Here is a 13080-nt window from a genome sequence, read left to right as displayed (position 1 = left end):
GTATGCCGGTTCTTCGGATCGTCCGCTGTGACCGGCAACGGGAGAGGCTGGTCATGTACCCCGCCCGAAGCTGCCGACGAACTCGCCGAGCCACCGCCGGAACTCCGGGCCCAGGTCGTCGCGCTGGCAGGCGATCTGTACGACCGCCTGGAGGTAGCCCAATGGCATTCCGGTGTCGTAGCGGGTGCCCCGGTAGACGATGCCGTGCACCGGCACCCCTTCCTTGAGCAGCAGCCCCATCGCGTCGGTCAGCTGGATCTCTCCGCCGCTGCCCGGCCCAGTCCGTTTGATCGCCTCGAAGATGCGGCTGGGTAGGACGTACCGGCCGAGTACGGCGAGGTTGCTCGGGGCTTGGGCCGGGTCCGGCTTCTCCACCAGCCCGGTCACCTTGACCACCTCACCGAGGTCGGACAGGTTGCCGTCGGCCGGCTCGACGGAGGCGATGCCGTACCGCTTGGTCTCCTCGGGAGCGACCTCCAGGAAGGCGAGCACGATGCCGCCGGTCCGGGCCTGGATGTCGAGCATGGCCGGAAGCAGCGGCTCCGACAGGTCGACGAACTCGTCGCCCAACAGTACGGCGAACGGCTCGTCGCCGACGTGCGACTCGGCGTACGACACCGCGTGTCCGAGGCCGAGCGGCTCGCCCTGCCGACAGGTGTAGATCTCGGCCAGTTCGCTGGGACGCCGGATGGCGGCCAACCGCTCGGTGTCGCCCTTCTCCTCCAGTCTGGCTTCCAGGTAGGGCTGCCGGTCGAAGTGGTCGATCATCGAGGTCTTGCCCCGGCCGGTGACGAGCAGGATGTCGCCGATGCCCGCTGCGGCGGCCTCCTCGACGATGTACTGCAGCACCGGTCGATCGACCACGGGCAACAGCTCTTTGGGCACGGCCTTGGTGGCAGGCAGGAAGCGGGTGGCGAGGCCAGCGGCCGGGATGACCGCCTTCACCGCCCGCTGTCCAGCCGGTGCGGTGGACGTGGCTTGGGTCGTTGAGGCATCCGACATGTCGCGAGACTATCGGCCACGGCTCTGTCGTGGCGGGTGTGGCCCGGAAGACGCGCCGCCCGGGCGGCCACCTGGCGGTTTGCCCGCCCACGGGAGGCCGTCCTCGGGGGTGGCGGCACCCGCCCGGACCGGAATCTCCGCACCGACCGGACGTTCGGCGGCCACCGCCACCCGGTACGTGTCCCGACCGGCCGCCTTCGCGGCGTACAGCGCGTCGTCGGCGGCGTCGAGCACCTGCGCCCCGGTGGTCGCGTGGTCGGGGAAGACGGCGATACCGATGGAGACGGTGACCGAAATGAGGCAGCGGGCGGCGGTCATACCCGGGCCGGGATTCGGGTCGACGGCGATCGGGCTGTCCCGGATGGCGGCCCCGAGGCGGTCGGCGACGGTGGCGGCACCCCGGGCGTCGGTTTCCGGCAACAGCACCACGAACTCCTCGCCGCCCTGCCGGAAGGCGAGGTCGACCTCGCGCAGCGCACCGCGTACGCGTCGGGCGAACTCGGCCAGCACGGCGTCCCCGGCCGGGTGCCCGTACGTGTCGTTGACCTCCTTGAACCGGTCCAGGTCGAGCGCGAGCACGCTGAGCATGCGGCCGAAACGGCTGGCTCGTTCCACTTCCCGCCGGATCGACTCCTTCAGGTAGCGGTAGTTCCACAGCCCGGTCAGCGGATCGGTCAACGAGAGCCGTTGGGCCTCCTCGTGCACCCGTACGTTGTCCACCGCCACCGCCGCGTGCCCGGCGAAGGTCCGCAGGGTGACCAGGTCCGCGTCGTCGAACTCGTCGGAACCGAGTCGGTCGTAGAGCGCCAGTACGCCGAGCGCGACGATCGGGGTGACCGCCCCCGGCTGGCCGCCACCGGAGCGGGGCTGCGGTACGGGCATCGCCTCGGCCATGGTGGCTGCCGGGGCCGAGAAGGGTACGGCCACAAAGGTCTCGCACCGGGGCTCGAATCCGGACAGTGGGGTGCTGTCCCGGCCGACCCGTCCCCGTTGCGGCTCACCGGTCGCGGCGACCATCCCGAGCAGGCCGACCCCGATCGGGATCCGCAACGCGGTCGGGTCGCTGAACGCCGATTCGATCGGATCATCGGCCGACGGCGAGCCGGTGAACGATCCGGCATCAGCCGACCCAGCACCGGCCGATTCGACCCCGACCGACCTTCCATCCGGCGAGTCGGACCCCACCGAGCCTGCGCTCGGCGAGTCGGGCCCCACGGGCCTTCCACCCGGCAACTCGACCCGGGCCGGCCAGCGTTCTTCGAGCCCTTCGGCACACTGGCCGACCAGGGTGCCCGTGGCCTGGTCCAACAGGAGCACCACGCCGGCCCGAGCCCCGGTCGCGGCGAGCGCGGTCTGCAGGATCACCTGGAGGATCCGGTGTAGGTCGTGGGTGCTGGAGAGGGTGTCACCGAGCACGGCCAGGTGGCCACGCAGTTGGTCCCGACTGGTGGTGAGGGCCTGCACGTACGCCTGGGTCTCCCGGGTCATCCGGTTGAAGGTGCTGGCCAGCCGACCGATCTCGTCCTGGGTCCGGACCGGTACCCGGACGGTCAGGTCCCCGCTGGCGACCCGGGTCACCGCGCGGGCAAGTTCGGCCAGTGGCCGGGTGGTGCTCCGGGCCAGTCGCCACGCGGCGAGCACCGCCAGCAGGCCGGCGAGCAGTACGGCCATGACGAGGACGGCGTACCGGCCCTGGGGCTGGTCGTACGGCACCGACAGCACCAGCGACAAGGGTTGGCCCGGTGCCGGGGTGACCCGCCGGACGTACCGGTCCCCCTCTGCGGCAACGCCCCGGTCACCTCGGATCCGCCGGGCAGCGGTGACCACTGCGTCACGGTCTTCCGGCGCCTCGGTGCTGGCCTCCACCCCGTCGGTCGGGGCGGGGCCGCCGAGCAGGGTCACGGCAGCCCCGACGGCTCCCGCGAGCCGGGACACGAACGCGGCGTCGATGAGTTGGGTCGCGATCACCGAACCGGTCCCGGTGCCGGCTGCGTCGCGCAGCTCGATCCGCGCCGCGAGGGCACGTACCCGCTGGTCGGGCGGGTCGGGGCTGGCACAGTCCACCCAGGGGCCAGGCGGTGCGCCGAGCGTCTGGTGGACGATCGTCCCGGTGACGTCGGTCACCGAAATCGAGGTCGCCAACCCTCGGGCAACCACCTGGCCGGCGGTACCGGCCCGCGTTGCCGGGTCGGTCACCACCGCGACCGTGTCGGCGGCGGCGTGTAATTGTCGACACAGCGCACTGATCGAGGTACGGACCGCTGCCGTGGCGATCCTGAGCTGCTCCTCGGAGCGGTTGCGGCTGACCGTGGCGATGGTGCCGCCGACGAAGAAGGCTCCGAGCAGGACCGGGCCGAGCACGACCACGAGGAAGGCGATGGTCAGCCGTCCACGCAGCGTCACTCGTCCCCCCGGAGGTTCCGCATCGGTTGCTGCGATGCTGACACAGCTCCATCGATTAGCCAGGAGTTGCTCCAGGAGTGTTGCGTGCCGGATTTTTCGGATGAAGCGGAAGCGGTCGTGGCGGCCAAGACCGAACTTCGCGCCGTACTACTCGCCCGCCGCCGGTCGCTACCAGCGGAAACCCGGATCGCGGCGGCCGGGCTCGTCCAGGCTCAGCTCGTCGATCTGGTACGCCGGATGCGCCCGCACCTGGCCGCCAGCTACGTTCCGGTGGGCTCCGAGCCGGGCGGGGGCGACCTTCCGGATGTCCTTCGCACCGCACTCGGACCGGCCGGGCAACTGCTGTTGCCGGCACTGTGTCCCGATCTGGACCTGGATTGGGCCACCTATTCGGGGCCGGGATCGCTCGTGCCGGCCGGTCGCGGGCTGCGGGAACCGACCGGCCCGCGGCTCGGGGTGACCGCCGTCGGTGCCGCCGACCTGATCGTGGTGCCAGCGGTGGCGGTGGACACCCGGGGGGTGCGCCTGGGCCGGGGCGGTGGCTCGTACGACCGGGCGCTGGCCCGGGCCGGCGTGGGTACGCTGACCGTGGCGCTGCTGCACGACGGCGAGTTGATCGAGGAGACTCCAGCCCTTCCCCACGACCAGCGCGTACGAGCAGTGATCACCCCGGCGGCCGGACTGCGGCTGTTGACGACCGACCGACCGCCCGGATGACGGGTCCGGCTGGACGAAATGGGCGACGATGGCGCACCATTGGCACTCGGATACGTCGAGTGCCAACCAGGCTTGCAAGATCCGGAGGAGACCGTGCCCACGTACCAGTACGCATGCACCGAGTGCGGACACCAACTGGAGGCGGTGCAGTCCTTCAGCGACGAGCCGCTGTCCGTGTGCCCGTCGTGCGAGGGCCGGCTGCGGAAGGTGTTCAACTCCGTCGGCATCGTCTTCAAGGGGTCCGGCTTCTACCGGACCGACTCGCGGTCCTCCGGGTCGGAGTCCGCCACCGGCGGCGGCAAGAGCAGTTCGGGCAAGTCGGGGTCGTCCACGACGGGTAGCGCCGACTCGGCCGCCGCGACCAGCAACGGTACGGGCAGCGCCAACGGATCCGGCACCAAGGAGAAGGCGTCCACCGGCACGGGCGGCTCGGGCTCCTCCGCGTCCTCGTCCTCGTCGTCCTCCTCGTCGTCGTCCAGCAGCGCGGCCTGACGACGGCGCAACCCAGCAGCCCTACACCCCCGCTACTGCTCAGCGGCAACGCGGCGCGACGGCACCACGGCTGCTGGCCCCGACCGCCGGTTTTCCACAGGTCGGCAAGTTATCCACAGGCGGGTCGCTGTCGGCTGCGTCACCGATCGTCGGCTGGCTAGCCTCCGACGCACCGGACGACGCCCGAACCGCCACGGCGTCGCCGGCCCGCGAGGAGGCTGGCCATGACCATCGAGCGCAGGGTGAGACGGCGTGAGCCGACGCTGCGGCCGAGCCGGTGGGCGACCCTGCCCCGCCGGGCGACCCTCCTCCGGACAGCGCTGGTCGCAGCGCTGCTCGCGCTGGCAGCTGGCATCCTCTACGCCCAGGAGACCCGGCAGTCGTGTCCCGCTGCCGTCCCGGCGGCGGGCGGTTCTGGTCCCGGAGCATCGCCACCCACCAGCGGGTCCGATACCCGGGTGGGTCCGGCGAACGGCGGTCCCGGCCCCGAGCTGGCCCCGACGCCAGTTCCGGACCGGCTCGCCGTGCCGATCGGCACCGTCGGAGTGCCGGTGCGGCTCGCCGAGCCCGCCGCCCTCGCGGTCGTACACCCCGGGGCTCGGGTGGACCTGCTGGCCGTACCGGGCGGCACCGGGTCAGCTGCCCGATCATCCGAACCGACGTTGCTGGCCGCCCGGGCGTTGGTGCTCGACGTGATCGGTTCGGCTCCGGCCGCCGACGGGACGAGCGCCCTCTATCTGGCACTGCCGCCAGATCAGGCGAACCGGGTGGTGGGCATGCCGGAGGACGTCCGTTTCTCGATCATCGTGCGGCCCTGACGACGGTCTCCGCCATGATCGCCAGTCCACGCCGCCCCGGCTTCAGCCGTCGTTTCCCGCCGCAACGCTGTCACCCGTCCGACGGCAAACCATCCCGTCCGACGTCAAAGCGTTCCGTCCGACGTCAAACCGTCATGGTCGCGGCCTTAGGGCTTGGTCGTTCCGACGTCAATCCCAGTGCGGCGGGCGATCGGCCAGCAGCCGTTCGTCGTTGGAGTACGGTCGCTCGCCCCAGCCCTGGTCGGTGTCGTCCCGGGACTGCTCGGGCAGTACGAACCTGCCGCCGGCAGGGCTGACCCGCCGGTCGGCTGCCCGATCCGGGCCCGCATCCGCATCCTGCGGCTTGTCCACCCTGCTCACAGCGGACCAGCCTAGCCGACTCGACGATCTGGGCGCGCCAGCCCGTGTCCGCATCACAGTCGGTTGGTAGCGTCGGACGGCGTGACGACGCCCAGTGGTGCGACCCCCGACGACAGCCTCTGGCGCCGACCAGCCGACCCGGCGGCCGAGGCACCTCCGCCCGCGCACCCCGTACCGCCGCCGCCCAGCTATCCGGGACCGCCCCAGGCCGCCCCGCCGCCACCGGGCTGGCGCCCGCCGGTCCATCTCCAGCCGCCACCACCACGCCAACTGCCGGCCCAGGACCTGCCGGCGCTGGACGAGGCGGAACGCGGCGCGCGTACGGTGACGTACGGCGTCGGCCTGATCGCCGGCGCGGCGCTGGTCGTGGTGGTCTGTCTGCTCTGTTCCCGGCTGCTGTTCTGAGCGTCTGTTCCCGGTTGCCATTCTGAGCATCCGACTGGGGCGGACGAGGGCGTGTCCCCGGCCTACCTCAGAGGACGCCCTCCCACACCGCCTGTGCCCCGCTGTCTCCGGTCAGGTAGACGTACGCGGCGGCGAACACGCCGAGCACCACGACGATCCCGGCCAGCACCAGGTTCACCCAGGTCGGCAGGGCGCGGGCCCTGGGGTGCCCACTGGTGGCGAAGAGCAGCAATCCGGTCGCCACAGCGAGACCCAACGCGTACCAGAACATCAGGTCGCCGTACTCCTGGTGTTCGGTCACCTGATCCAGGATCGAGGGCGGATACCCCTTCTCGACGAGCACCTGCTTCAGTTCCTCGCCGGAAAGCTTGGCGACCAGCGCCGATGCCGGGGCGACCACGGCGAGGATCGCCGCCACCCAGCCGATCCGGGCCCGCAGCCGGGGCAGCAGCGCATAGCCGAGCGCGAACAGCACCAGCAGCGGTACGAACACCACCGCCGCGTGCACCAGCAGGGCGTGCGCGGGGATGCCCATAATCTCCTTGAACACCGACACCTCCTGTCACAGCTGGCGGCGAGGGCCAGCGTACGGACGTTGCTCACGGGCGTACAGGATCGCGGTGGCGCTGCGGATCCCTGATTCCCTACACGAGGACCATGGCGATAGGGTTCAATCCGGTTCCCCGTGGTAATTCGCCCCTACCTGGGCCAAGTGTCGCTGTGGTCCGGGCCACGGCATCGAGGCGCCGACTTGTTGGCTCGTGGGACCCGTGCTGTTATTACCTCATGTCCAGGGGTGAAGAGCTGCTTCGGTCGAGGGGCCTGCGGGTCACCCGACCGCGCCTCGCCGTACTGGAAGTCCTGGCCAGTGGTGGCCACCTGGAGGTCGACGAGATCACCCGGCAGGTCCGGCAGCGCCTCGACTCGGTTTCCACGCAGGCGATCTACGACGTGCTCGGTGCCCTGTCCCGGGCGGGCCTGTCCCGGCGGATCGAGCCGGCCGGCAGCCCCGCCCGCTACGAGGCCCGGGCTGGTGACAACCACCACCACGTTGTCTGCCGGGGCTGTGGCGAGATCTCCGACATCGACTGCGCGGTGGGCAGCGCCCCCTGCCTCGACCCGGACACCGCACACGGTTTCGATGTCGACGAGGCCGAAGTGACCTTCTGGGGGCTGTGTCCGGCCTGCCAGGTCCGCCGCGCCGCTGACGTGTGAGCGGCTGACACCGGCCGGCCGACCTCAGCCCGTGGCACTCTTGGGCGATGGACTCCGACGATGACGACCTCGGTCTCTTCGGCCCCGGCTCGGTCACCTGGAAGGTGCACGAGGAACCGATCCTGATCGTCGCCGGCCTGCGCTCGCTCTATCTCCAGGCCCTGCACCCCCGGGCCATGGCCGGTGTGGCGCAGAACAGCAACTACCAGACCGACCCCTGGGGTCGGTTGGTCCGTACCGCCACCTACGTGGCCACCACGATCTACGGCACCACTCGGCAGGCCGAGGCGGCCGGTCGACGGCTCACCGCGCGGCATGCCCGGCTGAGCGCCACCGACCCGACCACCGGGGAGCGGTTCCGGATCGACGAACCGGACCTGCTGCGCTGGGTGCACGTCACCGAGGTCGAGTCCTTCGTCAGCACCGCCCGGCGAGCCGGGCTGGCCCTGACCACGACCGAGGTCGACACCTACTACACCGAGCAGCGGCGAGCTGCCGCCCTGGTCGGCCTCGATCCGTCGACCGTCCCCGGTACCGCGGCCGAGGTCGCCGACTACTACCGGGAGATCCGCGGCGAGTTGCGGATGACCCGGGACGCCGCCGAGACCGCCCTCTTCCTGACCGCGCCGCCGCTGCCCTGGAAGCTGAGCCTGCCGGTGCGGCTGAGTCTGGACTTCGGCCCCGCCCGACTGGCCTACTTCGGTGTCGCCGGCACCGCGTTCGGGCTACTCCCCGCCTGGGCCCGCCGGATGCACGGCACCCTGGGCCTGCCGACCACCGCGCTGTCGGCAGAGTTGAGCATCCGAACCCTGCGGCTCGCCCTGGCCGCAGTGCCCCGCCGCTACCTCGAAGGCCCGCTGTACCAGGCGGCCAAGGCCCGAGCCGCCCGGCTGGCTCCGGCAAGCTGACCGGCGGGGCTGGCCCGGCAGAAGCTGACCGGCGCGGTTCGATCCGACGAACTGACCGGCGCGTCGGTGTGTCGCGCTCACCGATCCTCGCGCTGCTCCTGCCCGTCAAGGGGCGGAGGTGGGAGCAGCGTACGCTCGACCGCCGCCCAGGGCTCCTTCGCTGGGGTCTGTACTCCGGCCGGGCAGGACGCCCGGAAGTCGCACCATCCGCAGAGCGTGCCCGGAGTCGTGGGGAACGCCTCGTCCGGGTCGCTACCGGCGGCCACCGCCTTCTCGGCGGCGACGATGTCGCGAGCGGCGTCCTCGGCGCGACCCACCTGCCGGTTGATCGACTCGGGGGTGTGGTCGTACGCCGCCACGGTGGCGGTCGGTAGGTGGTGCAGCTCGACCCGTCGACACGGCCGGCGGAACACCCGCTCGGCGGCGTACGCGTAGAGGGCAAGTGCCTGCGAACCCCGGGCATCATCGGCGTCCAGCCCGGTACGGCCGGTCTTGTAGTCGACGATCACGAGCTGCGGCCCGTCCGGACCCGGCCGGGAGTCGATCCGGTCGGCGCGGCCGTTGAAGGCCAGCACCGAGGTCTTGGCCGCGACTACCCGTTCCACCCCCACCGGCTCGTCGGCCGGATCCAGGCTGTCCACATAGGCTTCGAGCCAATCCAGGGCCCGCCGGTAGGCGGCTCGTTCCTGCTCGTCGTCGCGATAGCCGTCGCGCACCCAGGTGCCCTTGAGCAGCATCGGCAGCGCCTCGGGGCGGCGGCGGTCGGCGGCCAGGCCGTACCAGTTGCGTAGCGCGGTGTGCACGCTGGCGCCGAGCGAGTTGTGCGCCCAGGCCGGGCCCCTCGGGGGCGTCGGCCGGTCGACGTAGGTGTAGCGGTATCGGCGTGGGCAGTCCGCGTAGGCACCGAGTTTGCTGGGGGTGCACACGAAGAGCCGTTCCGGCATGCCCTCGAACCCCAACTGCTCTGGCTGGCTGGCGGCACGGGACCGAGGGGTCCGGTTACCGGAAGAGGTCGGCCTTCGCACGGCCCAGATCCTGCCATCCCGGTACGACGAACCCGGGGTCGCCACCCCACAAGCACCTCGGGCATCCGTACGACGAGCATCACGTCGCCGCCCGGACCCGGAGAACAACAGGTCAGGACGGATGGATGTACGCCGTGACGAACGCGGCCACCGCGTCGGCGATGAGCTGCACCGCGATCGCCGCCAGCAGCAGCCCGGCGATCCGGGTCAGCACCTCGATGCCACCGGGCCGGAGCACCTTCACGATGCCACCGGAGAACCGCAGCACGATCCAGACGGCGGCCATCACGGCGATGATGGCGGTGGCGATCGACGTGTAGTCGGCCACCCCGTCGGCCTGCTGTACGAAGAGCATGGTGGCGACGATCGCACCGGGTCCGGCCAGCAACGGCGTACCCAGTGGGACGAGGGCGATGTTGGAGGTCGTCTGCTGCTGGGGATCGTCCGACTTGCCGGTCAGCAACTCCAGCGCGACCAGCACCAGCAGCAGCCCACCCGCGGCCTGGAGGGCCGGCAGGTCGACGTGCAGGTAGTCGAGCAGGGTCTGGCCGGCCACCGCGAACACCACGATCACCCCGAGCGCGAGCGCCACCGCCTGCCAGGCGGCACGGTGACGGTCTCGGGCCGCTAACGGCCCGGTCAGGGCAAGGAAGATCGGCATCATCCCCGGCGGGTCGGTGATGACCAGCAGGGTTACGAAGACCTCCCCGAACAGCTTCAGATCCACTCGGTCACGGTAGCCGCGCCGCTGGTCAGGCACGCTCCGAAGCGATCGGAGTCACGCCCCTCGCGGCCGCCACGATCCGCTCGTACGAATCGCGCGAGGTGGTAAACGCCCCCAACCGGACCGTCTTGTGGGTGCCGTGGAAGTCCGAGGAACCGGTGATCAACAGACCCAGCTCGGCGGCGAGCCGTCGGACGTGCTCCCGTTCCGCCGGGGAGTGGTCCTCGTGGTCGGCCTCCAGTCCGACCAACCCCGCCGCCGCCAACTCCACGATCAACTCATCGGGCACGATCCGGCCCCGTCGACTGGCCCGGGGATGGGCGAAGACCGGTACGCCGCCGGCCTGCCGGATCAGTCGCACCGCCGTGAAGACGTCGATGTCGTCCTTTGGCAGCCGGTAACGCTCGCCCAGCCACTCGGGGGCGAAGGCCTCGGTGGTGGTCGCCACCAGACCGGCCCGGATCAGCGCCTGGGCGATGTGCGGTCGGCCGACCGTACCGCCCTGGGCATTGTCCCGGATCTCGGTCCAGGTCACATCGATACCGTCGGCCCGCAGCAGTTCGACGATGCGCTCCCCGCGCAACTCCCGGGCGAGACGTACCCGGGTCAGCTCGGCGACCAACTCCGGTTCCGTCGGGTCGAACAGGTAGGCGAGCAGGTGCAGCGGGATCGACGGCTGCGCGCCGTACCAGCGGCAGGACAGTTCGGCACCGCGTACCAGGGTGAGGCCGGGTGGCAACGCCGCGACCGCCGGAGCCCAGCCGGCGGTGGTGTCGTGGTCGGTGAGGGCCACCACGTCGAGGCCGGCGGCTGCGGCGGCCCGGACGAGTTCCGCGGGCGTGAGTGTCCCGTCGCTCGCCGTCGAGTGCGTGTGCAGATCGATCACCGGGCCGAGGCTACCGGCCGCCGGGCGAACGCTCCCCTCGGTCAGTCGACCGGACCGCTGACCAGGACCGGTCGACTGCCAGGCGGCAGGCTCGGACCGGGGAATCGCTGTACCCCGCCGTCGACACCGGCCACGGCCCAGTCCAGCGCCACCCGTACCAGTTCGCCCTGCTCCCCGAAGTGGACCACGGTCCGGGAATCGGTCCAGACCGTGGCGTCCGAGACCGGTGAGCCGGCGGGCCGGACCGCCGGTGTCCGCTCGAACGCGGTGTTGAGGTCGACGGCCAACGCCGTCACCCGGGCATCGGGGGCGGATTCTCCATCTACCAGCAGCCAGCGGCCATCCGGCGAAAGGGTGCCCCGACCGTCCGGGTCGAGCGGCAGGGCGCACGTCGTTCGGACCGGCGCCAAATCTCGGGCGGCGTCCAGCAGGCCCAGGCAGGGCCGAGTGGATCCCGCCATCGACACCCGTCCGACCACGGTGTGGCCGTCCGGCAGTACGCCGTGGTAGCCGACCATCGTGGTGTTCCACCCCGGCTGGTACGGCTCCGGGCTACTCGGCCACCACAGGTCGTACCCGGTGGCACCGGCATCGCTGTCGCGTCGCAGCAGGACCGCGACACCGACGAAGCCGACGGGTGTCGCCTCGGCCGGTGCCGGACTCTGGACCCCGGTACTCACCTGCCCGTTGGCAACGGTCGCCGCGTAGAGCTGTGTCTGTTTCCGCCAGGCGATCCGCTGCCCATCCGGCGACAGCGTCACCACGTCGACATCGGAGACGACCGCCTTCGGCGGGCCCGAACGGGTGACGAACCAAAGCGTTTGCGTGCTCGCGGAGGCAGCGCCGACCACCAGCCAGCCACCCGACACACGTTGGGCCCGGACAACCTCTCCGATCGGGGCCAGGTCGAGCGCCTCGCCGCCGGCGGTGCTCAGGTCGGTGGCGACCACGATGTCGACCAGCGGCGCGTCGGTGGGGATCCTCCCCCGCCGGCCGTCGGGGCCCGGCGTCGCCGCAGCGGATCGGTTCGGGAAAGCCGACTCGGTCGCCGTGGGCGGATCTCCCAGTACGACGATCGGCTCCGACTGGTCGGCCGGGCCACCGCCACCGAACTGGGCCATTCCCGCACTTCCGGCAATCGTCGCCAGGATCGCCAACGCCGCTCCCGCGAAGGACCGACGTCGACGGACTCGGTTCGCCCGGCGGATCGTGGCGGCGGCCAGGTCGAAGGTACCCGGCGGCATGGCAACCTGCCGGGACAGGCTGTCCCGCAGCGCCTGTTCGAGATCGTCGGGGGTCACAGTCATTGAACGCCCGAACCCCGGCCGTGAGTTGTCCTCCGTTGGCCGCGTCACCGGGATTCCATTCCTGCGGTGGGCAGCGCGGGCGCCGGTACCGGGTTCGCCGGACGCGGCCGAATCGGCGTACGGGCCGATGGCGGTCGCGGGCCGGCGGTCAGGGGCTGCTCCCCGCTGGCTGGCTGTGGGGCGGATGCCGGGGTGGCGGCCCGGCCGGTCGATGACGGGACTGGTCGGCCGGTCGATGACGGGGCTGGTTGGCCCATTGGTGCCGGATCCGGGCTGGCTGCCCGACGAATGCCGCCGGACAGGACGATCCCGTCGGTCGAGCTGCCCCCGATCCGCTGCCGGAGGGTCTTGAGGGCCCGTGCGGTCTGGCTCTTCACGGTGCCGATCGAGATGTTGAGCATGGCCGCGGTCTGTGCCTCGGACAGATCCTCGTAGAAGCGCAAGACCAGGACGGCACGTTGACGTACCGGCAGGGCCCGAACATGTCGCCACAGGGCGTCGCGTTCGAGCTGTTCCTCGATCCGGTCCGGGCCGGCGGATTCGGGCAGCTTCTCGGTGGGGCGTTCACCGTGCCACCGCCGCCGCCACCAACTGGTCGCCGTGTTGACCAGGACTCGCCGGGCGTACGGCTCGACCGCCTCGATCTCGCCGAGGCGCTTCCAGGCCAGGTAGGTCTTGGTCAGGGCGGTTTGGAGCAGGTCCTCGGCGGTCGCCCAGTCACCCGCGAGCAGATAGGCGGTACGCAGCAGGGCAGCGGATCGGGCCACGACGAAGTCGTGGAACTCCTCCTCCATGGCGTGCCTCGCCGCCACCGGTCG

At 71.3% G+C, this 13080-nt stretch carries 15 protein-coding genes and 1 pseudogene; 6 read left to right on the top strand and 10 right to left on the bottom strand.

Features of this window, described 5'->3' with window-relative positions; all coding sequences use genetic code 11:
- Positions 1–51: 51 nt before the first annotated feature.
- Positions 52–1002 carry a UTP--glucose-1-phosphate uridylyltransferase gene (locus FHR38_RS17560; RefSeq protein ID WP_184535690.1) on the bottom strand — a complete coding sequence of 317 codons (951 nt, stop codon included), beginning with the start codon at positions 1000–1002 and terminating at the stop codon, positions 52–54.
- A gap of 9 nt (positions 1003–1011) precedes the next feature.
- Positions 1012–3405, bottom strand: a complete 2394-nt coding sequence (locus tag FHR38_RS17555; RefSeq protein ID WP_312882229.1) for a diguanylate cyclase — start codon at positions 3403–3405, stop codon at positions 1012–1014.
- A gap of 84 nt (positions 3406–3489) precedes the next feature.
- Here FHR38_RS17555 and FHR38_RS17550 point away from each other — a divergent pair, with 84 nt between their 5' ends.
- Both FHR38_RS17550 and FHR38_RS32310 read left to right on the top strand, forming a co-directional pair.
- Positions 3490–4122 carry a 5-formyltetrahydrofolate cyclo-ligase gene (locus tag FHR38_RS17550; protein ID WP_184535689.1) on the top strand — a complete coding sequence of 211 codons (633 nt, stop codon included), beginning with the start codon at positions 3490–3492 and terminating at the stop codon, positions 4120–4122.
- A gap of 18 nt (positions 4123–4140) precedes the next feature.
- Positions 4141–4308, top strand: a pseudogene (locus tag FHR38_RS32310) (FmdB family zinc ribbon protein); the annotation flags it as partial.
- A 62-nt stretch (positions 4309–4370) separates the two neighbouring features.
- On the opposite strand, the gene FHR38_RS32305 reads toward FHR38_RS32310, so the two are convergent.
- Positions 4371–4625: a hypothetical protein gene (locus FHR38_RS32305; RefSeq protein WP_246448074.1), complete on the bottom strand. Its 255-nt coding sequence runs from the start codon at positions 4623–4625 to the stop codon at positions 4371–4373.
- A gap of 213 nt (positions 4626–4838) precedes the next feature.
- On the opposite strand from FHR38_RS32305, the gene FHR38_RS17540 reads away from it, so the two are divergent.
- Entirely contained in the window at positions 4839–5432 is a 594-nt protein-coding gene (locus FHR38_RS17540) for a flagellar biosynthesis protein FlgA (RefSeq protein WP_246446586.1), read from the top strand.
- A 168-nt stretch (positions 5433–5600) separates the two neighbouring features.
- Here the strand turns inward: FHR38_RS17540 and FHR38_RS17535 are convergent, their stop codons facing one another.
- A complete protein-coding gene (locus FHR38_RS17535; RefSeq protein ID WP_376771486.1) occupies positions 5601–5783 on the bottom strand; it encodes a hypothetical protein in 183 nt (60 codons plus the stop codon).
- 90 nt (positions 5784–5873) lie between these two features.
- Here FHR38_RS17535 and FHR38_RS32875 point away from each other — a divergent pair, with 90 nt between their 5' ends.
- The gene (locus FHR38_RS32875; RefSeq protein ID WP_184535686.1) at positions 5874–6197 is read left to right on the top strand and encodes a translation initiation factor 2; all 324 of its coding nucleotides are present in this window, start codon (positions 5874–5876) and stop codon (positions 6195–6197) included.
- Positions 6198–6264: 67 nt separating this feature from the next.
- On the opposite strand, the gene FHR38_RS17525 is transcribed toward FHR38_RS32875, so the two are convergent.
- A complete protein-coding gene (locus FHR38_RS17525) occupies positions 6265–6747 on the bottom strand; it encodes a DUF2231 domain-containing protein (protein ID WP_184535685.1) in 483 nt (160 codons plus the stop codon).
- A 236-nt stretch (positions 6748–6983) separates the two neighbouring features.
- Here FHR38_RS17525 and FHR38_RS17520 point away from each other — a divergent pair, with 236 nt between their 5' ends.
- Both FHR38_RS17520 and FHR38_RS17515 read left to right on the top strand, forming a co-directional pair.
- Complete coding sequence (locus tag FHR38_RS17520; RefSeq protein WP_184535684.1) at positions 6984–7412, top strand: Fur family transcriptional regulator; 429 nt, start codon at positions 6984–6986, stop codon at positions 7410–7412.
- A gap of 47 nt (positions 7413–7459) precedes the next feature.
- Positions 7460–8320 (top strand): oxygenase MpaB family protein, encoded by an 861-nt coding sequence (locus FHR38_RS17515; protein ID WP_184535683.1) that lies wholly within the window; start codon positions 7460–7462, stop codon positions 8318–8320.
- A gap of 77 nt (positions 8321–8397) precedes the next feature.
- Here the strand turns inward: FHR38_RS17515 and FHR38_RS17510 are convergent, their stop codons facing one another.
- From FHR38_RS17510 to FHR38_RS17490, 5 genes are all read right to left on the bottom strand, one after another.
- A complete protein-coding gene (locus FHR38_RS17510) occupies positions 8398–9264 on the bottom strand; it encodes a RecB family exonuclease (RefSeq protein WP_184539804.1) in 867 nt (288 codons plus the stop codon).
- 193 nt (positions 9265–9457) lie between these two features.
- Positions 9458–10072, bottom strand: a complete 615-nt coding sequence (locus FHR38_RS17505; RefSeq protein WP_184535682.1) for a MarC family protein — start codon at positions 10070–10072, stop codon at positions 9458–9460.
- Between the two features lie 25 nt (positions 10073–10097).
- Positions 10098–10955 (bottom strand): PHP domain-containing protein, encoded by an 858-nt coding sequence (locus FHR38_RS17500; protein WP_312882228.1) that lies wholly within the window; start codon positions 10953–10955, stop codon positions 10098–10100.
- Between the two features lie 41 nt (positions 10956–10996).
- On the bottom strand, positions 10997–12262 hold the full coding sequence (locus FHR38_RS17495) for a hypothetical protein (RefSeq protein WP_184535681.1): 1266 nt from the start codon (positions 12260–12262) through the stop codon (positions 10997–10999).
- 44 nt (positions 12263–12306) lie between these two features.
- Entirely contained in the window at positions 12307–13074 is a 768-nt protein-coding gene (locus FHR38_RS17490; protein ID WP_312882227.1) for a SigE family RNA polymerase sigma factor, read from the bottom strand.
- Between the last annotated feature and the right edge of the window lie 6 nt (positions 13075–13080).

Source organism: Micromonospora polyrhachis (genome assembly GCF_014203835.1).
GTDB lineage: Bacteria > Actinomycetota > Actinomycetes > Mycobacteriales > Micromonosporaceae > Micromonospora_H > Micromonospora_H polyrhachis.
Note: the sequence above shows the minus strand (reverse complement) of the source record. Positions and strands in the feature narration are given on the sequence as shown.